Raw genomic sequence first — 21,569 nt, 5'->3', positions numbered from 1 at the left:
GACAGCTAGCGGCCCGTCACCGACGGGCTGACCGACGGGGTGCGGTCGAAGCCGGGGACGGTGGCGCTCTGCAGGTCGAGGGTGCCCTCGTAGGCCGGCATCGCGATCGCGGACTCGTTCTTCACCTCGTAGCCGAGCTGGAACTTCACCACGTAGTCCTGCAGGTTGTCGATGTACTGCGAGTCGTCCAGCGCCTTCTGCAGCTTCTGCCGGTCGCCGATCGCGGTGATCTTGTACGGCGGCAGGTACGGAACGCCGTGCAGGACGACCGAGTTGCCGACGCACTTGATCCCCGTGGTGGAGATGACCCGGTGGTTCTGGATCGAGAGCGCGTCCGCGCCGCCCGCCCAGAGCGCGTTCACGACGGCCTGGATGTCCTGCTGGTGGATGACCAGCCAGTCGGCGTCGACGTCCGGGTTCTCCTTCACCACCTCCGGTGGCGCGTCCTTCAGCGTGACGGTCAGTCCGGGACCGGTGACCGGCGTCGTACCGACCTGTTCGGACAGCTCCTTGAGCTGGGCGGACAGCTTCGGGTCGATCGAACCCTGCTGCGCCTGCAGCTTCTCGATGTCCTGGGTGAGCGCCGCGTGCTGGCGGACCAGGCTCGCGCTGCGGCGGCTCTGTTCCTCCACCAGCCCGGCGAGCGTAGTGTTGCGACTAGGGCGCAGGTCGGTGCCTCGGGCGTTGGTGGCGCTGGTCGCGAACAGCAGGCCGGCGCACAGCAGCGCCAGCGGCGCGCCGACGCGCCACAGCGAAATACGCTTGAACCTACGCACCCGTGATCTCCATGTTGCTCTCTGCACTACGCTAACCCGGGACCGGACCCGACTACGGTCCGGGCCTGAGCTTTCAGCGCTCAGCTTATGCGTCCTTACAAGGAGTCCAGTCGTGCCCGAGTCGAGCAGTCGCAACAAGAAGAAGACCGAGAAGGTCAAGGCGGAGAAGACGCCGAAGAAGCCGCGCACCACCAGCCGCGTCTGGGTGGCGCCGCTGATGCTGGCCTGCTGGCTGCTCGGGCTCGCCTGGCTGGTCGTCTTCTACGTGGCCGGCCAGGACATCCCGGTGATGGACGACCTGGGCAACTGGAACCTGCTGATCGGCATGGGGCTGATCGCCGTCGGCTTCGTCGTCTCCACCCAGTGGATCTGAACCCTCCGGAACGTTGATCCCCGCTCAGGGCGGTGAGCGGGGTGTCGGAATCACAGGGGTGAAGTTATCCACACCCGTATCCCCAGCTGTGCACAGCTTTTCGGCGACTTGTCCCCAGGTCGCCCCCGGTTTCTCCACGATCTTCGGCCCGAATCCCTCAAAATCTGTGGATAACTGAGGTTTGAGCGGGCCAGTTTCCACACCGTTCACGTAGGTGTCGGGCGGTTGTCCACGACCTTCATCATCACGATCGTCGACGTCATTCGCAGCACGCCCGGCAACCGGGCCAGCTTCTCGTCCCGCACCTTCTGGAACGCCGCGATGTCCGCCGTCGCCACGCGGATGAAGTAGTCGGGCTCCCCGAACAGCCGCTCCGCGTGCACCACGTCCTCGATCTCCGCGAGCCCGGCCTCGAATCCCGCGACCGACTCCTCCCGGTCCATCGTCACCGCGACCAGCACCTCGAACCCGCGCCCGACCGTGGCCGGGTCGACGACGGCCCGGTATCCACTGATCACTCCGGCCCGCTCCAGCTCCCGCATCCGCCGATGGCACGGCGCCGCGCTCAACCCCACGCGCTGGGCCAGCTCGGTGACGGTCAGGCGCCCCTCACCCTGCAGCACCGCAAGGATCTTGCGGTCAATCGCATCCATGGCAAGAATCCTATCGCGCAGGCGCTCGATCCAGCATGAATTCGCACGATATCGTCGCCGGATCGGACGTAATCTTGCGCCATGCTCGACCTGCTGCCCATCGCCGCTGCGATCTTCGGCATCCCGCAGTACCTTCCGCAGATCCTCAAGCTGCGCGCGACCAACGACACGGCCGGGGTGTCCTGGTCGTGGGCGACGCTGACCAGCGTCAACAACTCGGCCTGGTTCGGGTACTTCATGCTGTCGGGCTACTGGAGCGCGAGCGTGCCGTCGACGGCAGCCGCCGTACTGGCCGGGACGGTCTCGGTGATGCTGGTACGGCGGGGCGCGGTGAATCGGCGTGCGATCGAATGGATCTGCGGCTGGGCTGGCCTGCTCATGGTCGCGACGCTCGTCGGCGGGCGGGTCGGGCTGGGCACCCTGCTCGCCGCAGCCTCCTTCGTCCAGGTGACGCCTTCACTGTGGACGGCGTACCGGACTGAACGGCCGACTGGGATCTCCACGGGGACCTGGGGGCTGGTGGTCGGCGAGCTCTCGTGCTGGTTCGTGTTCGGGCTGTGGAAGGGCGACGTACGGCTGGTAACGCTCGGGGCTACCGGGGTGGTCGCGGGGTTGCTGATGCTCGCCCGGGCGTGGCAGGCGGGCGTAACGTCGAAGTGCCGACCAGCGGCCTGAGAGACGGGGAGGGTCTCACGATGTTCGTTCAGGTCATTCAGGGACAGGTGCAGGACGCCGAACAGGCACATGCCGCGTTCGACAGGTGGATGGAGGAGCTGGCTCCCGAGGCGACCGGCTGGCTGGGGACGACGGCCGGAGTCACCGAGGACGGGCGGTTCATCGCGCTGGCGCGGTTCGAGTCCGCCGCGGCAGCACGGGAGAACAGCGAGTCACCGGCGCAGGACAAGTGGTGGCACGAGTTCGCGTCGGTGCTGACCGGCGACGCGACGTTCCACGACAGCGAGGACGTGGACCTCGACCTCCACGGTGAGCCCGACGCCGCCGGCTTCGTCCAGGTCATGCAGGGGAGCGGGAGCAACCCGGAGCGGGCCCGCGAGCTGATGGCCCAGGACGCGGACAAGTGGGCCGACTTCCGGCCCGACGTCATCGGCAGTCTCACCGCGATGTACGGAACGGGCGCCTACACCATGGCCATCTACTTCACCAGCGAGGCCGAGGCCCGCGAGGGCGAGCAGAAGACTCCACCGCCGGAACTGCAGGCGCAGATGGACGAAATGCAGTCGCTCAGCTCCGGGCCACCCACGTTCTACGACCTCAAGCAGCCCTGGCTGTACTCGCCCGCGTCTACGTAGAGATATATGTAGACATCTACGCACCTCCTACGTATAGTTCTACGTAGGAGGAGAGAGAGTATGCCCAACAAGACGATCTACGTGTCGGACGACGACCTGCCGCTGTACAAGCGGGCGCAGGAGCTCGCCGGGAACCTGTCCTCGGCGATCTCCGTCGCGCTGCGCAAGTATGTCGAGATGGAGGAAGGCCGGCTCGAGGGGTACGACGAGATCACCGTGCGAGTCGGCCGGGGGACCGGTCGCAAGCAACGGTTCTCCGGCGTGCTGCTCGCCGAAGGCGGCCGCTCCAGCAAGTCCGGCTACGAGGCCTTCAAGGTCTACCGCAGCCGGACCGGCAAGTTCGTCCTGCACGCGGACCGCCGCAACCAGATCACCCAAGGCGCCAGCGACGAGGAGTACCTGACCGGCTGGCGCGCCTGGGTCGGCAACTGGAGCACCGACCAGTCCTGGAGCATGGCGCAGGGCGAGGCCACGCTGCACGTGGTCGACACGGTCGAGGAGCTACGCGAACTGATCCCCGAGGACCTCTACGAGCTCGTCGAGGAAGCCGCCGAGCAACCCGCGGTGGAGGACCTCGACATCTGATCCCCTGACCCAGCGTTCCTGATCCACCGACCGCGCCTGGCGGCTCGGCTGGATCAGCACGCCCAAATCCTCTCCTCCGCAGACCCTTCAGGCCATTGGGTCAGGTTCGCCCTGCCCAAAATCACCCAAGGAACTCCTATGTCATCAGCAATCGACGTGCGCGGGCTGCACAAGTCGTACGGCGACAAGCTCGTGCTCGACGGCATCGACCTGAACGTTGCCGAAGGCACCATCTTCTCCCTGCTCGGCCCGAACGGCGCCGGCAAGACCACCGCGGTGCAGATCCTGTCCACCCTGATCGCCGCCGACGCCGGCGCGATCCGGGTGGCCGGCCACGACCTGCACCAGGACCCGGAGGCAGTCCGCGCCGCGATCGGCGTCACCGGCCAGTTCTCCGCTGTCGACGGCCTGCTCACCGGTCGCGAGAACCTGATCATGATGGCCGACCTGTACCACCTCGGCCGCCGGGAGGCCCGGCGCCGGGCGGACGACCTGCTCGAGCAGTTCGACCTGGTCGAGGCCGGCCAGAAGCTCGCGATGACGTACTCGGGCGGCATGAAGCGCCGGATCGATCTGGCCATGACGCTGGTCGGCAACCCGCGGATCATCTTCCTGGACGAGCCCACCACCGGTCTCGACCCGCGCAGCCGGCACAACATGTGGCAGCTGATCCGGCAGTTGGTCGCCGACGGCGGCGTGACCGTCTTCCTCACCACGCAGTACCTCGAGGAGGCGGACCAGCTCGCCGACCGGATCGCCGTACTGGATCACGGCCGGCTGGTTGCCGAGGGTACGGCGGAAGAGCTGAAGCGGCTCGTGCCCGGCGGCCACATCCGGTTGCGGTTCACGTCGCCGGACGAGTTCGCGCTGGCCGGCCAGGTGCTGCCGACCGCGATGCCGAATGACGAGTCGCTGGTCCTGCAGGTGCCGAACGACGGCAGCGTGCACTCGCTGCGGGCGCTGCTGGCCCGGATCGACGATGCCTCGCTCGAGGTCGACGAACTGACTGTCCACACCCCCGACCTGGATGACGTGTTCTTCGCCGTCACCGGTCAGCCGGCTCTTCAGACTGATGGGACCCCGAAATGAGCTACGCACTCCAAGACACCGCCACCATGCTGCGCCGGAACCTGCGGCACGCGCAGCGCTACCCCGGTCTGTCGCTCGGCGCCCTCGGGATGCCGGTCGTGATGATCCTGCTGTTCGGGCTGGTCTTCGGCGACACCTTTTCGGCCGGTCTCGGCGGCGCGAACGGGTTCGACTACATCGACTTCCTCACGCCGGGCATCCTGCTGATGTCGATCGCGTCCGGGACGATGTCACCCGCGGTCGCCGCCTGCATGGACATGACCGAGGGGATCGTGGCCAGGTTCCGCACGATGGCGATCTTCCGGCCGGCCTTCCTGACCGGGCACGTGCTGGGCAACGTGATCCTGACGGTCGTCAGCCTGGCGCTCGTGGTCGGCTTCGCCGTCCTGATCGGGTTCCGCCCGAACGCGTCGTTCGGTGAGTGGCTGCTCGCGGGCGGGTTGCTGGTCGCGCTGACCATCTCCCTGACCTGGTTCGCGATCGCCCTCGGGCTGACCAGCAAGACCCCGGAGGGCGCGAGCAACATCGTGCTGCCGATCAGCCTGCTGCTGCCCTTCCTGAGTAACACCTTCATCCCGCTGGAGGCGATGCCGAGCGGTATCCGCTGGTTCGCCGAGTACCAGCCGTTCACGCCGATCATCGAGACCCTGCGGCACTTGCTGATCGGCACCCCGGTCGACACCGGCACCGGCTGGCTCGCCCTCGCCTGGTGCGCGGCGATCGGCATCGTCGGGTACTTCTGGGCCCAGAAGAGCTACAACAAGGGCACAGTGGCCTGAGAGAGCGCGCCGAGCAGGTTCGCCCGGGTGCGGACGTGCGGGGGGACAGCCAGATCGCAGTCAGGGTTGGTGACCGGTTCGCCGGCCACGACCTGGAGCGGGATCACGCCAGTCCAGTAGGGCAGGTCCAGATCCTCCTCCTCGTCGTTGGCCGGCCCGGAGCGGGCCTTCACCGAGGCTTCGGTGAGCGAGAGGGCCAGGACGGACGTCTTGGCGAGTTCCTTGCGGTTGGGTGGGCGGACGGCCTTCGAGCGGCCCGGGACCAGGTGGTCGACGATGCAGTTGAGGCCGTCCAGCTTCTCGTCGGGGTCGGTCACCAGGCGGGGAACGCCGAAGATCACCGCGGACCGGTAGTTGACCGAGTGGTGGAAGCCCGACCGGGCCAGCACCAGCCCGTCCGTGTGGGTGATCGTCACGCAGATCGTCTGCTGCGGCGCGGCCACCACACTGCGGGCGGCGACCGAACCGTGCAGGTACAGCGTCCCGTCCGGGCCGCGGTCGAGGTCCACGCCGTACGCCGTCGGCAGCACGAGCGGGTCGCCGTCCACCACCACGCCCAGGTGGCAGAACATCCCGTCGAACAGGACGTCGAACAGGGCCTCACGCTCGGTGGCCGCCCGTTCCTTGGAGCGACGCACGGTGGTCCGATCGGTCGGCTGCAGCGGAGTACAGGTCAGGTCACCAGTGGTCATGGCACCAGAGTGCTGGATTCAGTGGCATGCTGGCACGGTCCATTCCCGATCGAAATGGGTAGTCCATTCGTGCAGAGCTCGCTGCCGCTGATCCTCGATCGCGCTGACCGGCTGCCGCTGCACCTGCAGCTGGCCGAGCAGTTCCGCGCCGCGATCCGGGACGGCCGGCTCGCGGCCGGGCATCGGCTGCCGTCCACGCGGGACCTCGCCAAGGACCTGTCCGTGTCCCGGTCGGTGGCTCAGGCGGCGTACGACCAACTGCACGCCGAGGGCTGGATCGAGGGCCGCACCGGCGCCGGCACCTTCGTGACGGACGTCGCGCCTTTGCAGCCCGCCGTACGGCGACGTGCCGCAACCCGGCCGGATCCCGCCGAGCCCCTGCTGACGCTCCGACCCGGCATCCCGTACATCGGCCCGACGCCGGATCCCGGTTGGCGCCGCGCCTGGCGTGAGGTCTCGACGCAGTCCCCGCCGCCCGGGTACGACGACGCCGCCGGGACGCCCGCACTCCGGGAGGCGCTCGCCGAGCACGTGCGCCGGGTCCGCGGGATCGCGTGCGGACCGGAGAACCTGCTGATCACGAACGGCACCGTCCACGGTCTCCGGCTGCTGCTCACGGTCACCCGGCAGCCCGGCGACCGGATCGCGATCGAGGACCCCGGGTACCTGAACGCCGTGATCGCCGCCCGGGACCACCGGCTCGAGATCGTCGACGTACCGGTGGACGAGGACGGTCTGCAGGTGTCGGCGCTGACCGACGACGTACCGGCGGCGTACGTGACGCCGTCGCACCAGTACCCTCTCGGCGGCCGACTGCCCGTTGCCCGGCGCAACGAGCTGATCCGGTGGGCGCGGCGGACCGGGGCGATGCTGATCGAGGACGACTACGACAGCGAGTTCCGGTACGACGTCGCGCCGCTACCCGCCCTCGCTCAGCTGGACCTGGACCGCGTCGTCCACCTCGGCACGCTGTCGAAGACGCTGAGCCCGTCGCTGCGCCTCGGCTGGCTGGTCGCGTCCGACACCATGGTCGACCGGCTCGCCACCTTCCGCGCCGAGTCCGGCGACTGGCCTGGCTGGCCGATGCAGGCCGCGCTGCTGACCATGCTCCGCGACGGCTACCTGGACCAGGCCATTCGCCGATCCCGCCGGCTGTACTCCGACCGCCGTACCCACACCTGCACCGTCCTGGCGCCGTACGGTCAGGTGATCGGCCAGGACGCCGGCCTGCACATCACGTTGCTGCTGCCGGAGCACGTCGACGACCGCCAAGTGGCCGTCGCCGGACGCGAGGCCGGTGTGGTGGTCGCACCGCTGAGCGAGTACCGCCGTACCACCCCCGGCCCGCCCGGCCTCGTCATCGGCTACGCCACTCCGTCCACCGAGAACCTGCACAAGGCGCTCGACATCCTGACCGACGTACTCAGTCGCCGTTGAGCGGATCGAGGTACGGGACGACGCCGGTGCGGAAGTACACCGGGTCGGGGAAGGTGCCGCTGATCTTGCCGAGGGCATTGATCACGGTCGACGTGCCGTTCGCGTGACCGACGGCGTACAGGTAACCGACCTGACCGTCTTTGTCGATGCCGAGCAGCAGGGTGCCGTACTGCCCGCACTTGCCGGCGATCAGCTTCTCGAAGCCCTGCCAGGTCGAGGACCGCACCGGCTTGACCACCGGTTGCATCGGTGACGCCACCGGGATCCGGATCGTGTACAGCGCGCCGCCCCGGGTGTTCGCCAGGAACGTGTCGTACGTGCTGGTCTTGCTGATCAACGCCATCGACTTGACCGAGGCGAAGCCGGCCGCGGACCCGGCGGCCCGCCACGTCCCACCGGCCACGTTCCAGCGGAACAACGTGCCGTCGTTCCGCAGCCCGTAGGCGAGGCTGTGGTGCGCCGATCCGTCCGGGCCCTCGTCGTACTGCGCGATCTCGAGCGCGGTGAAGTTCGTCCAGCCGCCCCCGATCCGCTGCAGCGTCTTGTTGCTGAGGTCGTTGGTCGCGTAGAAACTGAAGTACAGGCTGTCGCCCTGCACCACCCAACTGGAGACGTCGGTGCCGGCGATGTTGGGTTCGAAGACGGCGGTGGTGCTGAGCCGCACCTGTCCGGGTTGGTAGACGCCGTCGGTGATTCCCGTCGACCGCATGCTCGGCGGCGTACTGGCTTCGACAGTGTTTCCCGGCTGGTCGCCGGCGGTGTTCACCGACTGGATCCCGAGGTTGCAGGCCGCGGCTGAACCCGCCTGGGCCGCCTGCCCCGGCCAGGTGAACACTGTTGCCGACAGCACAGCCAACGCAGCCAGCGAGAGTCCGCTCCGGACCACACTCAATCGCTTCAAGGTCGTTCCCCAGTTCGTCGAGAGAGATTGCTACCCGCATTGATGCCGCCGGCGCCCGGGAAGTTATGCCCCGTTGAGGGGATCCAACTCGGGTACGACGCCCCAGCGGAAGTAGACCGGATCGGGGAAGGCCTCGTAGCCGACCTTGCCGATCGAGTTGATCACCGTGGCGGTCCCGTTGGCGTGACCGACGGCGTACAGGTACCCCTGCTTGGTGTCCTTGTCGATGCCAAGGAGCAGAGTGCCGTACTGACCGCACTTGCCGGCGACCAGCGCCTCGAAGCCCTGCCAGGACCTGCTGCGGACCTGCTTGACCACGGGCTTCATCGGCGACGCCGTCGGGATCCGGACGGTGTAGAGCGCGCCGCCACGGAGGTTCACCAGGAACGTGTCGTAGGTGCTGGTCTTGCTGATCAGCGCCATCGCCTTGACCGACCCGAATCCTGGGGCGGAGCCGGCGCTACGCCATCCGCTGCTGGTGACGTTCCACCGGAACAGCACCCCGTCACTGCGCAACCCGTACGCCGTCGCCCGCTGCGCCGTCTGCGCCACCTCCAGCGCAGTGAAGCTCGTCCACCCACCACCGACCCGGCTGAACCTGACCGCGCCGACCACTTGCCCGTACTCGTCGGTCGAGTAGGCGACCCGGGACAGCACGTCCCCCTGCACCACCCACCCCGCGACATCCGGCCCGACCACGTTCGGCTCGCGGATCGTGGTGCTACTCAGCCGAACCGAGCCGGGTGCGAACACATCCCACGTGTACTGACTGTCCGTCTCCCCGGGCGGCGTACCAGCCTGCACCCCGGTGTTGACGTGCCCCCCTCTGGCATTCACCACCCCCACCCGCAAACTACAAGCCCCAGCCGCCCCCTCCGCACCCGCACCAACCGGCGACAGAACGACCCCCGCCACCACCCCAGCCAGACCCCAAGCAACCCACCGCCGCACCATGGCCCACCTCCACCTACCTTGATGCAGAGGCCAGCGCAGAAGTTGTTCGCCGGCGAGCGGGGCTTCACGCCAGGCGGGGCTCGCGGAATTGGTCGAGGTCGAGTTCGACTTCCATGCCGTTGAGGACGGCGACGATGCGAGGGTTCTCTGCGCCAGTTGCGTGGAGGTAGTCCGCCAGGGTCGACAGCAGCATGTCGTTCCGGCGCTCGAGTCGGGACACCACCGCCTGCCCGACACCGAGCTTCTCCGCGACCTCCACCTGCGTCAGGTCGCCCGCCCTGCGAATCATCGCGAGGTTCTCGGCATAGACCCGATCCATCTCCCGAGCCTCGGCCTCAACCTCCGCAACCCCAGCCGCAACCTCCGACCGAGCCAGCAACCGGTCGACCCGCGCATTACCCCGAACAAAGCTTCTGCGCTCGGACTTCTTCCCACTCATGCCCGCCCCCTCATCGCTTCTCGTTTCCACTGATCGATGAGACCGTCCGCACGTGCGCCGACGGAGTTGTAGAAGACGTCACCGATCCTCGCCTTGTCACCCGCGAACAGTGCGACGACGACAGTGTCGGCGTCCGGCGGGAACCAGCAGATGAGGCGTACGGCGACTCCTGGCCGGTACGGATGCGAGACCCTCCACAACAGATACCGCTTCGACTGCCGAACCCACCGAAGCGTCGCGGTCTCCGTGTCCCGTGTGGGTGGCTCCTTGAGTTCCTGGAGATGTTTGAGCGCGGCGGTGACCAGGATGAGGACTTGCTTCGCATGGTCCTCTCCCTTCTCGACCCGCGCCTCGAGGTCATCGAGCCAGGCGTCGAACTCCGCCGGCCAGTCGATCTGCATCGCATGACTATGACACTGAAGTCATATGACTTCAAAACCATATCCACAGGGCTCCGTAGCGGCAACCACTTTGCGAGAACCGTTACCTTCGGCCCCGTTGGCGAGCTGGCGTGGGGGTTTACGGGTGGGTGGGGTTGGATGTCACCGGGGGTTGGACTGCTGGGGTGTCGTTGGTCCAGGTGAGTTCGGAGAGCCACATGGTTCGGCCGGGCGGGTCTGTGCCTACGGCTGCGGGGTCCCAGGCGTGGTAGATGAACCAGTCGCGGTTGTCTTTGGTGAGGACCATGTTGTGGCCGGGGCCGGCGGCGTCGTCGGTGGTCGTCAGGATGGGGTCGCCGGACTTCTTGCAAGGGCCGGTGGGGGTGGTGCAGAGGGCGTGGCCGACGGCGTACGTCGACTTGTCGTAGGCGTTGGCGGAGTAGAAGAGATGGAACTTGCCACCCCGTTCCACCATGTACGGAGCCTCGACCAGATCGCCCTCCCACTCGAGATCCTGCTTGATCAGCCGATGCGTCGGACCGACCAGCGTCAGTCCGTCGGTGGAGAGCTCGGACACGTAGATCCAGGTGTCGACCCCGATCGCGTTCCCGTCGTTCTTCCAGTACAGCCAACGCTTCCCCGAGGAGTCCTGGAACGGCGACGCGTCGATCGACCCGCCCTCGGCCACCTGACAGATCAACGGCTTGGACGATTTGTCGACATATGGACCTGTCGCCGCGGCAGCCACCGCGACCCCGATGCACTGCCGCCCGGACGCGTCGTCGGACGTCGTGTAGTACATGACGTACCGGTCGGCAGCATGTACGGCGACCTCCGGAGCCCACACCTTGCCCGGCGTCGTCCACCCCGGCAGCGACGGCAGCGCGTCCCCGACCTGCTCCCACGACACCAGGTCCGCCGACTTCAGCGTCTGGACGTTGCCGAGCGTGCCGTTCGTCGCGAAGGCGAAGTAGCCGTTGTCCACGGCAATCACCTGCGGATCCGCGAAGTTCTGGTCGTACACCGGGTTCGTGAAACCCACCGTCGTCGCTCCTCCCGTCGGCGTCGGGCTGGGGTCGCTGCAGCCGGCCACAACCAGCAACAGCAGCAGCAACCCCAGCCGACGCCTCATCTCACTTGCTCTCGAAGAATCGCAGGTACTCGAACGTCGCCACCGGCGGAACAGCCGCACCGGTGAACTCGCCATGCGCGTACAGACCCAACTGCGCCTTGGCCGGCAGCACCCACGACGCGCCCCAGGTCCACTTGTTCCCGTCCACCGACGTCGCCGCCCGGTAGACGTGCTCACCCGCGGCGTTCTCGTGGTACGCGAGCCGCATCCACAGCGTCGGAGCCGATCGCCCGATCGCGGCGGCGCCGTACGACGTCGCCCCGTCGGAAGGCCGTGCCACCAGCTCGCGACCGAACTCGGTCTGCCGGGTCCGCCAGATCGACACGTTGCCGAGCCGCGCGAAGTCGCTGTCGTTCAGGTACGCGATCATCCCGGCCTGCTGGTAGTTGCGGATGTCGCCCTCACCGGTGTCGAGGTGCAACTTGGTCTCCGCGATCCAGCTCTTGGTTGCCGGTGTGCTGTGGAACAGCAGCCCGGCGGTGTTCCCGCCACCGACCAGGTCGGCGTTCTGCAACGGCCACGACAACTTGCCGTCAGCAACAACCGCCTTCTCGTCCTGCCGCACCCACGACCAGTCCGATCCCAGCGACCCATCGAACTCGTCACCGGACAGCATGTCCCCGGGCCGCGGTACGTCGGCCAGTCGCCGTACCGGAGCCGCCACCGGCCGCACCGTCAGGTTGTCCACCTCAGCAGACCCAAGCCACGCCACCGGCGCCGACTTCAGCGACAGACCAGGTACGGCGAGCTGCGCCTCGGCATACACGTCACCCAGCCCGACGTCGTTGAGCCGCGCAGTCACCGAAGTCCCCGACACCTGCACGCTCAGCTTGTTCCAGCCGGACCGATCGAAGTCCGCAGGCAACGCAGCAGACGCAGTACGTCGGCCAGCCACAACGGTGATCTTGGACCCGGACACCGACGCGATCACCTGGCCACCGCCAAGGACCGTCGAGAACGAGTTCCCCAATCGCACGTCGGCCTCGACCCGCACCGACCCACCAGGAGCCGACTGCTTGGTCCGTGCCGCTCCGGAGATCGACGCGGTAGGCCCACCGAGCGCGTCACCAGGCGAAGAAGTCGCACCGATCAACCCACCAGCCGGGTCCGCAGCGTCGATGCCAAGCCCGGATCCGGTCGTCGGCGCCGGCACCGGTCCCTCGGACGGGCCCAGACCGGCTCGGGTCCGCGGCCAGCCGTCGATCCAGTCGATCCGGTCGATCAGCATCGGCCGCCGGTTGATTCCGAACGGGTTGGTCAGCCACGGCTTCGCGCGGTCGATCGCGTGGTAGACGATGTGGTCCTGCCCGGCGGCGTCCGTCATGAACGCGTGGTGACCCGGGCCGATCCACTTGTTGCCGTTCTGCGTGATGACCGTCGTACCGCCGACCCGCGAGTCCGTCATAGCGGCGCCGTCGGCGTCCACGAACGGCCCGCGCGGCGAGCGGGAGCGACCGGCGAAGACCGAGTAGCCGGTGGTCGGTCCGGCGCAGCAGTTCATCGACGAGCCCATCAGGTAGTACCAGCCGTCGCGGTAGACGGCGTACGCACCCTCATAGCGGTCGCCAACGGTCACCTGAGTCGGTGAGCCGACCGCGTGCAGGCCGTCCGGCGTCAGCTCGGTGACGGAGATGCCGCCGTAGAAGCCGCCGTAGTACAGGTACCGCTTGCCGTCGGCGGCGGTCAGCATCGCCGGGTCGATGGTGCCGAAGTAGCCGCCGTTGCCGTCCGGCTTGGGCGTGACCACCGGGCCGTCGGTGGCGGTCCATGGTCCCGCCGGGGTCGGGGCGGTGGCCACGCCGATCGCGGGATCGCCGCCGGGGTTGGCCGCGGTGTCGGTGACGGTGAAGTACATGACGTACCGGCCGCCGAAGTACCGGATGTCTGGCGCCCAGAAGAACGATCCGGGCGCTGCCCAGGCGGGCTTGGTCTGGTCGTTGAAGACGGTGCCGAGGTACTCCCAGGAGCTGAAGTCCTTGGTCCGGGCGATGTGCATCAAGCCGAACGGCCCGTTGGCCACCAGCGGGTCGGAGGTGGCGTACGCGTACCAGTAGCCGTCGCGGCCCTGGATGATCGACGGATCGGCGAACGTGTCGGCGAAGGTGGACGAGATGTCGTTGGTCGTGGTTGGAGCCGGCGCCGCGGTGGCAGCCGACGTACCGGCTGCTACCGCAGCCACGGCTAGCGCCGCGGCCAGCATGCGTCTTTTCTTGGAGGGCACAGGCGGGTCCCTTCTTGGAACGGATATCAACCTTTGATGCCGCTACGCGCGACACCTTCGATCACGTACCGCTGGACGAACACGTAGAGGATCAGGACGGGTACGGCGGCCACCGTCGCGCCGGCCATGATCACCGGGTAGTCGGTCGTGTAAGCCCCTTGGAGCAAGGACAGACCGGCCGGCAGGGTGAGCCGCTCCGGGCTGAACAGCACGAACAGCGGCCAGACGAAGTCGTTCCAGTTCGACAGGAACGACAGCACGGTCAGGGTGGCCAGTGCGGGCCGCGCGTTCGGCAGGATGATGCGGGTGAAGATGGTCCAGGCGTTCGCGCCGTCGATCAGCGCGACCTCCTCGAGCTCCTTCGGGATGGCCAGGAAGAACTGCCGCATGAAGAACACCCCGAAGGCGCCGGCCGCGCCCGGGACCACCAGTGCCCAGAGCGTGTCCAGCCAGCGGAACTGGTCCATCAGCAGGTAGTTCGGCATCAGGAACACGAAGCCGGGGACGAACAGGGTCAGCAGGATCACGCTGAAGATCGCGTTCTTGAACCGGAAGCTCATCCGGGCCAGCGCGTACCCGGCCATCGACGCGACCACCACGACGAGTACGGCGTGCAGCGTGGCGGCGGCGAAGCTGTTCAGCGCCCACCGCAGGACCGGGTTCTGTCCGCCGGTGGTGAGGATCTCGCCGTACGCCCGGCCGGTCGGGTCCTGCGGGATCAGCGACGGCGGGTCGGCCTGCGACTCGCCGACGGTCTTGAACGAGGTGATCACCATCCACAGCAGCGGGACGATCACCAGCAGGGTCAGCAGGATCACCAGCACCCAGAACGCGACCGACGGTCGGCGCTTCATGACTTACGCTCCCTCATCAACGCGAAGGCGATCAGCGAGACGATCGCCAGCGCGGCCGCGAGCAGGTAGCTCATCGCGGCAGCCTGGCCCATCCGGAACTGGCTGAAGCCGGTGGACGTGATCACCATCAGCGCGGTCGTGGTCGAGTCGCCCGGTCCGCCCTGGGTGATCAGCATCGACTGGCCGAGCATGTTCGCGCTGGCCAGCAGGGTGATCGTGACGATGAACACCGTGACCGGACGCAGTCCCGGCAGCGTGACGTGGACGAACTGCTGCCAACGGCTTGCCCCGTCCAGCGCGGCCGCCTCGTACTGCTCGGCCGGGATGTCCTGCAGCCCGGCCAGGTAGATGATCGAGTTGAACCCGGCCGTCCACCACACGGTCACCAGGACGAGCGAGATCCACGCCCACGGCTGGTCGTTCGTCCAGCCGATCTCGGGCAGCCCGAACACCTCGAGGAACGCGTTCAGGATGCCGAAGTTGGTGTCCAGGATGTACCGGAACATCAGGCCGATGACCGCGACGCCGAGCACGAACGGCGCGAAGTACACCGCCCGGAAGAACGTCCGCCCGGGGAACTTGCGATTGAGCAGCACGGCCAGGCCGAGCGGCACCGCCACCAGGAACGGCACCGACGCGACCGTGAAGATGCCCGTCGCCCGCATGCCGTGCCAGAACGGCTCGGCGGTCGCCGACAACGGGTCGAACAGGTCCTGGTAGTTCTGCAGCCCGACGAACGGTTTGCCCGGCAACTGGAAGTCCCAGTCGTGCAGGCTCATCCAGAGCCCGAACAGCGCAGGCCCGACCACGAACAGCAGGAACAGCAACAGATAGGGCGCGAGGAACAGGTACGGCGTGGCCCGCCCGTACCCGCGCACGGCGGAGGAAGCGCGGGTGCGACGTCTGCTGATCGCACCCGCTTCTGCCTGGACTGCCATGGCCTACGCGCCGTACTTCTTGCGGTTCGCCTCGAGGATCTTGTCCGCGCGGGCCGCCGCGTCGCTCAGCGCCTTGGCCGGCTCGACCTTCAGCAGCACCGCCTCGTTGACCGCCTTGTTCATCTCGTTCAGCGCGTCACCGATCCCCGGCACCGGCGGCGGGAAATGCAGGTCGTCGATCTGGGTGGCCAGCGCCGCCTGCTCCGGCAGGGCCTTGAACTCGGCCGACTCCCGCACCTGCTTGCGGGCCGGCACCTGACCGCCCTTGGCCCACTCCAGCGACTTCTGGCTGACGTAGTTGACGAACACCCGCGCCGCGGTCGACTTGTTCTGGTCCGGGGTCTTCAGCTTGGGCAGCACGAACTGGTGCGATCCGGCCCAGGCGGCCTTGTTGTCGCCGATCGTGGGCAGCGCGGCCACGCCCCACTCCAGGCCCTTCTTCTCCTTGAACGTGTTGATGTTCCAGATGCCGTTCCAGACGAACGCGTTCTTGCCGTTCATCACCGCGATGTTGTCCGCGTCCTGGGCGACGTTCTTCGGGCTGTGCCCGTTCTTCACCAGGTCGACGAACCAGCTGAGCCCCTTGACGCCCGGCTCCTCGTGCCAGACCGCCTTCGACGAGTCGTCGTTGAACAGGTTGCCGCCGAACTGCCACAGCAGCGCCTGCACGGTGAGGACGCCGGTGAACGGGAACGGCGTGGCCCAGTGGCCCTGGATGCCCTTGCCCTTCAGCGCGTCCAGCGCCGCGGCGTACTCGTCCGCGGTCGTCGGCGGCTTCTCCGGGTCGAGGCCGGCCGTCTGCATCAAGGCCTTGTTGTAGAAGAACCCGAGCGGGTGGACGTCGAGCGGGATGCCGTACCGCTTCCCGTTGAACTCGCCGGCCTTCCACACCACGTCGGCGAAGTCGGCCTGCTGCAGGTTCAGCGACTTGGCCACGTCGTCGAGCGGCTCGATCACGTTCCGGGCCGCGTTGGTGGCCAGCGAGTCCACGTGCATGATCGCGACCGCGGGACCACGGCCGCTGCTCACCGCGGTGGGCAGCTTGGTGTAGTAGTCGGACCACTGCATCACGGTCATCTTGACCTTGATGTTGCTGTGCTCGCTGTTGAACTGGTCGACCAGCTTGCGCATGAACGGGCCGTCACCGCCGGTGAAGCCGTTCCAGAAATCGAGCTCGACGGTCGGGCCGTCGTAGCCCTTGGCGCCGCCGTCGCCGGTGGCCTGGCCCGCGCTACCGGGCTTCCCGGCAGAGCCCTCGCCGCAGCCAGCCAGGATGCCGGCCGCTCCGGCCACGCCGAGACCACTGAGGACGAGTCGCCGGCTGATCGTGTTCATGGTGTTCCTTCCAGGGGAGAGCGCCATCACTGGGACAGACGCAGTAGGTGCCACGAGGCAGGGGGCAACGTGGCCGTGCAGTTGCCGTCGACGACTTCCGTGCCGTCGACGGCCCGGGGCACCACCCGGTCCGGATCGTCCGCGGTGTTCACCGCGGCGCGATCGTCGTCGTGGAGAGCCAGATGCTCGACGACCCGATACCCAGGCGGCAGCGGGATGTCGAGATCGACCTTGTCGGTCTCACTCCGGTTCACCACGAACACCGCGAGTTCGCCGGTGTTCTCGTCGTACGTCGCTGTGCTCCACAGCGCCGGAACCCGGCCGAACGCGGCGGTGTCCACGTCCGGCCCGCCGGTGACCGCGGTCTGCAGGACGGTCGGGCCGGCGTACCTCGCGGTCAGCGCGAACGGGTGGAAGATGGTCTGCCGCCAGGCCCGGCCGCCGGGTTCGGTGCGGATCGGGCCGATCACGTTGACCAGTTGCGCGAGGCAAGCGATCTTCACCCGGTCCGCGTGCCGGAGCAGGGTGATCAGCAGGCTGCCGACCACCACCGCGTCGTCGACGGTGTAGGTGTCCTCGATCAGCGGGCTCACCTCGCGGATGCCGAGACCGAGCTCGCCCGGGAAGTGCTGCTGGTACCAGACGTTCCACTCGTCGAACGACAAGGTGATCTCCTTGTCGCTGCGCTTGAGCGCCTTGACGTGGTCGGCGGTCGCGATCACCGAGGTGATCATCCGGTCCATTTCCTCGGCAGCGGCCAGGAAACTGGCCTGGTCACCGTCGCGCGGCTCGTAGTACGCGTGCAGGCTGATGTGGTCGACCAGGTCGTAGGTGCGCTCCAGGACGACGCGCTCCCACTCGCCGAAGGTCGGCATCCCGGCGTTGCTGGAACCGCAGGCGACGAACTCGAGCCCGGGGTCGACCCGGCGCATCGCGTTCGCGGTCTCCTCGGCGAGCCGGGCGTACTCCTCGGCGGTCTTGTGGCCGATCTGCCACGGACCGTCCATCTCGTTGCCGAGGCACCACACCCGGATGTCGTGCGGCTCGGGGTTGCCGTTGGCCACCCGGCGGTCGGGCAGCTCGGTGCCGGCCGGGAGGTTGCAGTACTCGAGCAGCTCCACGGCTTCCTTGATCCCGCGGGTGCCGAGGTTCACCGCCCAGATCGGGTCGACGCCGGCCTTGCGGGACCAGGCGACGAACTCGTCGGTGCCGAACTGGTTCGGCTCGATCGCCCGCCAGGCCAGGTCGAGCCGGCGGGGCCGCTGGTCCTTCGGGCCGACGCCGTCCTCCCAGTCGTAGTTGGAGACGAAGTTGCCGCCGGGGTAGCGGATGGTGCTGACGCCGAGCTCGCGGACCAGCTCCAGCACGTCCTGACGGAAACCGTCGGTGTCCGCGGACGGGTGCCCGGGCTCGTAGATCCCGGTGTAGACGCAACGTCCCATGTGCTCGACGAACGAGCCGAACAGCCGCCGGTCGAGCGCCCCGACGACGAACGCCGGATCCACCACAAGCCGTGCCACAGAGCCTCCCAGCAGTCTTTACATCGTTTAACCCGGATTTCTACAACGATTGACATCTGCTGTAAAGGGTTCGGAGCGCGCACACTGAGTCACATGCCGAGAATCCAGTCAGTCGTGATCCACTGCCGCGATCCGTACCTGCTCGCGCCGTTCTGGAGCCTGGCCACCGGCCTGCCCGTGCACCCGGACGACGTCAAGTCGCTGTCCTCGCACTCGCTGGACGACGACGAGTCCGTCCTGCTCGGCGCCCGCGAGGGCTTCCACGTCTGGATCACACCGGCCGAGGAGCTCAAGCCGCCGGGCCGGATCCACCTCGACGTCTCCGGCGAGGACGAGGACCTGCAGTCGCTGCTCAAGGCCGGCGCGGCGGTCGTCCGGGAGCTGCCGCACTGGACCGTGCTGTCCGATCCGGAAGGCAACGAGTTCTGTTTCGTCCCGGCCGTGGCACACTCGGGAGGCGCCGGGTGACACGCCAGGTGAGACGGAGGTACGGATGACGACCAGGCTGAGTGATGTCGCGGCACGCGCCGGTGTGTCGGTGAAGACGGTGTCGAACGTCATCAACGACTATCCACACATCACCTCGCAGACCCGGGCGAAGGTCGAGGCCGCGATCGCGGCGCTGGACTACAAGCCGAACGTGAGCGCCCGTTCGCTGCGCAAGGGCCGGTCGGACTTCATCGCGCTGGCGATCCCGGAGATGGCCTCGCCGTACTTCGCGGAGCTGGGCGCGGCGATCAGCCGGGCCGCGAAGAAGCGCGGGATCACCGTGCTGATCGACCAGACCGAGGGCGAGTCCGGGGCCGAGAAGCTGGTCCTGGACGGGATGCGCGGGCAGCTGATCGACGGCATCATCTTCTCCCCGATCACCACCGCACCGGCCAAGATCGGTACGGCGGGGACCGCGAAACCACTGGTCCTGCTGGGCGAACGGCCCGCCGGCGGCACCTTCGACCACGTCGCGGTGGACTCGGTCAAGGCGTCCTTCGACGCGACCACGCACCTGATCTCGATCGGCCGGCGCCGGATCGCGGCCATCGGCGTCGGCGGCGGCGCAGGCACTGGCGCCGTACGGCGGAAGGGTTACCGGAAGGCGTTGAAGGCCGCCGGGTTGCCACATGATCCGGCGCTGGAGCTGGCCGGGACCGGGTACCACCGGCCGGACGGCGCGGCCTCGATGCGGGAGCTGCTGGCGTTGCCCGAGCCGCCGGATGCCGTGTTCTGCTTCAACGACCTGCTTGCGCTCGGAGCCCTGCGTACGTTGGCCGACGCCGGGCTGAAGGTGCCGGACGACGTTGCAGTCGTCGGGTTCGACGACATCGAGGACGGCCGCTACCACTCGCCGTCGCTGACCACGATCTCGCCGGACAAGGAGTGGCTGGCGGAGAACGCGGTCGCTCTCCTGCTGGAGCGCATCTCCGGCAACGCCGAGGCCGCACGTCGCGACCTCAGCGTGCCCTACACGTTGGAGATCCGGGAGTCGACCGCCGGCTAGAAGACGGCTGCGCAGGCGACCAGGTTGGCGGTCACACTTGCGCCGCGGGCGACCGTGATCGAGCGCGACTCCAGCACTTGGCCGTCCGGACGCTCACAGGTGAGCATCCAGTTCTCCGTTCCGCCTTCCTGGACGACGATCGGCCGGCTCGACGGGTTGGTGTGCCAGGTGTAGGTGCCACCGGTCGGCACGACCATCGTGGTCTCGAGGACGTCGGGCACCTGCGTCCCGTTCCAGGTCTTGGTGGTGAACGGCTTCTTCAGCCGCAGTACGGCGCCCGCCGGGCCGGTTCCCGTGATCACCGAGTGCCGCGCCGGGTCGATCGTACTCTCGGCTGCCAGCAGGAAGGCGGCTCGATTGCCCTTGCCCGCCGTACTTCCTGAGCCGAAGTAGTAGTTCACCACGTTCGAGAACGCCGGGTGGAAGCTGTTCGCACCGTGCTCGAAGGTGAATCCGAGACCGCCGGTCGCGTAGTACGACCAGTCCTCGGTCACGCCGGTGGTGTCGTAGAGCTGGTAGCTGTACTGGCTGCGGTATCCGTTCTGCGCGGCCATCTGGTCGCCGAGGGCCTTGTAGATCGACTCGTCCGGCGTCTGCGGCGCACCGGCGTACCCGGGCTCGCGGAGGACCAGGTTCGAGTACGTGTGGTTCGTGATCAGCGTGGTCACCTGGTGCTTCGAGACGAGCGCCTGGATGTTGCGCGACTCGGGTTCACTGAACGCGCTCGCACCCCGGTAGGTCTCCGAGGTCAGGCTGGTCGACGCGCCGGGACCACCCCAGAAGCCGGAGTAGTTGCGGTTCAGGTCGACGCCGCGGGACTGGTTCGACGACTGCGCGCACTGCCCGCTGGTCGGCAACTGACCGTTGACGATCCGGCAGTTCTTGCGCTTCATCTCGTACCCGAGCGTCCGGCTCAGGTTGAACCCGTCCGGGTTCACCACCGGTACGACGACCACGCGAGCCTTGTCCAGGATGTTGGTGATCCGGCTGTCGACACCGTCGTTCTTCAGCAGGTCGTAGGCGAACTCGATGGTCAGCTCACCTGACGGCCACTCCCGAGCGTGGTGCAGGCCGAGCATCAGGAAGACCGGTTTTCCGTCGCTGACATTGACGTTCCGGCTGATCTCCAGGCCGCGGATCGTCCGGTTCTCCAGCGAGCTCTCCTTCAGCGTGAACAGTTTCGCCTTGGTCGGGTACTGCTGCGCGAGACTCGACAGGTCATTGTTGTAGTCGGCAAGTTGCCGGTACGACGTCCGTCCACTGGGCAGCGTGGCTGCGACCTTCTTGGCCGCGACGGCGCGGGCGTAGGCGGCATCCGCCTTCTCCCGTTCGCGATCCGCGCCGGCCAGGTCGTCCTCGAGCACCGACCAGCGAAACCCGGCGACCTTCAGAAACCTCAAGTCGCCGTTGCCGTAGGCAACCACATCGGTGTAGCCGGGACCGGACGACTCGGCCAGGTCGAGATCGAGGGTCGTCAGTCGCTTGCGGTCGGCATCGGTCGCGGTGCCGACCCGGATCAGCTGGACCAGCTCGCCGGCTTCGGCCGCGACTGCCTTCCGGTCCGGTGGCGCCGAGGCCTGCACTTGGTTGACGGCACCGACGGCGAGGACGGCCGCCAGTGCCAACGGGATGATGCGAGTCCATCGGTTGGGGCGGAACACGATGACCTCCAGTAGTTGAGTTGTCGCATGCGGTAACTGGAGGGT

At 67.7% G+C, this 21,569-nt stretch carries 23 protein-coding genes; 9 read left to right on the top strand and 14 right to left on the bottom strand.

Annotation, left to right across the window (positions count from 1 at the left end):
• Positions 1-5: 5 nt before the first annotated feature.
• Positions 6-776 carry a DUF881 domain-containing protein gene (locus ACIBL3_RS03320; RefSeq protein ID WP_396351532.1) on the bottom strand — a complete coding sequence of 257 codons (771 nt, stop codon included), beginning with the start codon at positions 774-776 and terminating at the stop codon, positions 6-8.
• A gap of 112 nt (positions 777-888) precedes the next feature.
• On the opposite strand from ACIBL3_RS03320, the gene ACIBL3_RS03315 reads away from it, so the two are divergent.
• Positions 889-1,149, top strand: coding sequence for a cell division protein CrgA (locus tag ACIBL3_RS03315; protein ID WP_396351531.1), 261 nt, complete (start codon positions 889-891; stop codon positions 1,147-1,149).
• Positions 1,150-1,355: 206 nt separating this feature from the next.
• Here ACIBL3_RS03315 and ACIBL3_RS03310 read toward each other — a convergent pair whose 3' ends face one another.
• Positions 1,356-1,802 (bottom strand): Lrp/AsnC family transcriptional regulator, encoded by a 447-nt coding sequence (locus ACIBL3_RS03310; RefSeq protein WP_396351530.1) that lies wholly within the window; start codon positions 1,800-1,802, stop codon positions 1,356-1,358.
• An 81-nt stretch (positions 1,803-1,883) separates the two neighbouring features.
• Here ACIBL3_RS03310 and ACIBL3_RS03305 point away from each other — a divergent pair, with 81 nt between their 5' ends.
• The 5 genes from ACIBL3_RS03305 (at position 1,884) to ACIBL3_RS03285 (ending at position 5,565) form a co-directional block, all read left to right on the top strand.
• Complete coding sequence (locus ACIBL3_RS03305) at positions 1,884-2,477, top strand: hypothetical protein (RefSeq protein WP_396351529.1); 594 nt, start codon at positions 1,884-1,886, stop codon at positions 2,475-2,477.
• A 20-nt stretch (positions 2,478-2,497) separates the two neighbouring features.
• Entirely contained in the window at positions 2,498-3,112 is a 615-nt protein-coding gene (locus tag ACIBL3_RS03300) for a hypothetical protein (RefSeq protein ID WP_396351528.1), read from the top strand.
• A gap of 60 nt (positions 3,113-3,172) precedes the next feature.
• Complete coding sequence (locus ACIBL3_RS03295) at positions 3,173-3,697, top strand: EXLDI protein (protein WP_396351527.1); 525 nt, start codon at positions 3,173-3,175, stop codon at positions 3,695-3,697.
• A gap of 138 nt (positions 3,698-3,835) precedes the next feature.
• Positions 3,836-4,786, top strand: a complete 951-nt coding sequence (locus ACIBL3_RS03290; RefSeq protein ID WP_396351526.1) for an ATP-binding cassette domain-containing protein — start codon at positions 3,836-3,838, stop codon at positions 4,784-4,786.
• Complete coding sequence (locus tag ACIBL3_RS03285) at positions 4,783-5,565, top strand: ABC transporter permease (protein ID WP_396351525.1); 783 nt, start codon at positions 4,783-4,785, stop codon at positions 5,563-5,565. The genes ACIBL3_RS03290 and ACIBL3_RS03285 overlap by 4 nt, the downstream gene beginning before the upstream one ends.
• On the opposite strand, the gene ACIBL3_RS03280 is transcribed toward ACIBL3_RS03285, so the two are convergent.
• A complete protein-coding gene (locus tag ACIBL3_RS03280; protein WP_396351524.1) occupies positions 5,541-6,257 on the bottom strand; it encodes a pyridoxamine 5'-phosphate oxidase family protein in 717 nt (238 codons plus the stop codon). The two genes, ACIBL3_RS03285 and ACIBL3_RS03280, sit on opposite strands and share 25 nt — an antisense overlap.
• Positions 6,258-6,311: 54 nt before the next feature.
• On the opposite strand from ACIBL3_RS03280, the gene ACIBL3_RS03275 reads away from it, so the two are divergent.
• The gene (locus ACIBL3_RS03275; protein WP_396351523.1) at positions 6,312-7,694 is read left to right on the top strand and encodes a PLP-dependent aminotransferase family protein; all 1,383 of its coding nucleotides are present in this window, start codon (positions 6,312-6,314) and stop codon (positions 7,692-7,694) included.
• Here ACIBL3_RS03275 and ACIBL3_RS03270 read toward each other — a convergent pair.
• From ACIBL3_RS03270 to ACIBL3_RS03225, 10 genes are all read right to left on the bottom strand, one after another.
• Positions 7,681-8,595, bottom strand: coding sequence for a hypothetical protein (locus ACIBL3_RS03270; RefSeq protein ID WP_396351522.1), 915 nt, complete (start codon positions 8,593-8,595; stop codon positions 7,681-7,683). The genes ACIBL3_RS03275 and ACIBL3_RS03270 overlap by 14 nt on opposite strands.
• A gap of 63 nt (positions 8,596-8,658) precedes the next feature.
• Positions 8,659-9,432 (bottom strand): hypothetical protein, encoded by a 774-nt coding sequence (locus ACIBL3_RS03265; RefSeq protein ID WP_396351521.1) that lies wholly within the window; start codon positions 9,430-9,432, stop codon positions 8,659-8,661.
• A 181-nt stretch (positions 9,433-9,613) separates the two neighbouring features.
• Positions 9,614-9,988, bottom strand: coding sequence for a helix-turn-helix domain-containing protein (locus ACIBL3_RS03260; protein ID WP_396351520.1), 375 nt, complete (start codon positions 9,986-9,988; stop codon positions 9,614-9,616).
• Positions 9,985-10,389 carry a hypothetical protein gene (locus tag ACIBL3_RS03255; protein WP_396351519.1) on the bottom strand — a complete coding sequence of 135 codons (405 nt, stop codon included), beginning with the start codon at positions 10,387-10,389 and terminating at the stop codon, positions 9,985-9,987. Before ACIBL3_RS03255 ends, ACIBL3_RS03260 begins: the two co-directional genes overlap by 4 nt.
• Before the next feature lie 118 nt (positions 10,390-10,507).
• On the bottom strand, positions 10,508-11,500 hold the full coding sequence (locus ACIBL3_RS03250) for a glycoside hydrolase family 43 protein (protein WP_396351518.1): 993 nt from the start codon (positions 11,498-11,500) through the stop codon (positions 10,508-10,510).
• A 1-nt stretch (position 11,501) separates the two neighbouring features.
• The gene (locus ACIBL3_RS03245) at positions 11,502-13,721 is read right to left on the bottom strand and encodes a family 43 glycosylhydrolase (RefSeq protein WP_396351517.1); all 2,220 of its coding nucleotides are present in this window, start codon (positions 13,719-13,721) and stop codon (positions 11,502-11,504) included.
• Positions 13,722-13,747: 26 nt separating this feature from the next.
• Positions 13,748-14,575, bottom strand: a complete 828-nt coding sequence (locus ACIBL3_RS03240) for a carbohydrate ABC transporter permease (RefSeq protein ID WP_396351516.1) — start codon at positions 14,573-14,575, stop codon at positions 13,748-13,750.
• Positions 14,572-15,513, bottom strand: a complete 942-nt coding sequence (locus ACIBL3_RS03235) for a carbohydrate ABC transporter permease (protein ID WP_396351515.1) — start codon at positions 15,511-15,513, stop codon at positions 14,572-14,574. Before ACIBL3_RS03235 ends, ACIBL3_RS03240 begins: the two co-directional genes overlap by 4 nt.
• A 3-nt stretch (positions 15,514-15,516) precedes the next feature.
• Complete coding sequence (locus ACIBL3_RS03230) at positions 15,517-16,848, bottom strand: extracellular solute-binding protein (protein WP_396351514.1); 1,332 nt, start codon at positions 16,846-16,848, stop codon at positions 15,517-15,519.
• Positions 16,849-16,874: 26 nt separating this feature from the next.
• Positions 16,875-18,368 (bottom strand): alpha-N-arabinofuranosidase, encoded by a 1,494-nt coding sequence (locus ACIBL3_RS03225; protein ID WP_396351513.1) that lies wholly within the window; start codon positions 18,366-18,368, stop codon positions 16,875-16,877.
• A gap of 93 nt (positions 18,369-18,461) precedes the next feature.
• Here ACIBL3_RS03225 and ACIBL3_RS03220 point away from each other — a divergent pair, with 93 nt between their 5' ends.
• Positions 18,462-18,836, top strand: a complete 375-nt coding sequence (locus ACIBL3_RS03220; RefSeq protein ID WP_396351512.1) for a VOC family protein — start codon at positions 18,462-18,464, stop codon at positions 18,834-18,836.
• Between the two features lie 25 nt (positions 18,837-18,861).
• Positions 18,862-19,863, top strand: a complete 1,002-nt coding sequence (locus ACIBL3_RS03215) for a LacI family DNA-binding transcriptional regulator (protein ID WP_396351511.1) — start codon at positions 18,862-18,864, stop codon at positions 19,861-19,863.
• Here ACIBL3_RS03215 and ACIBL3_RS03210 read toward each other — a convergent pair.
• Positions 19,860-21,524, bottom strand: coding sequence for a M14 family zinc carboxypeptidase (locus tag ACIBL3_RS03210; RefSeq protein WP_396351510.1), 1,665 nt, complete (start codon positions 21,522-21,524; stop codon positions 19,860-19,862). The genes ACIBL3_RS03215 and ACIBL3_RS03210 overlap by 4 nt on opposite strands.
• Positions 21,525-21,569 lie beyond the last annotated feature (45 nt).

Origin of the sequence: Kribbella sp. NPDC050124, from assembly GCF_044460355.1 — a bacterium.
Classification (GTDB): Bacteria; Actinomycetota; Actinomycetes; order Propionibacteriales; family Kribbellaceae; genus Kribbella.
Note: the sequence above shows the minus strand (reverse complement) of the source record. Positions and strands in the feature narration are given on the sequence as shown.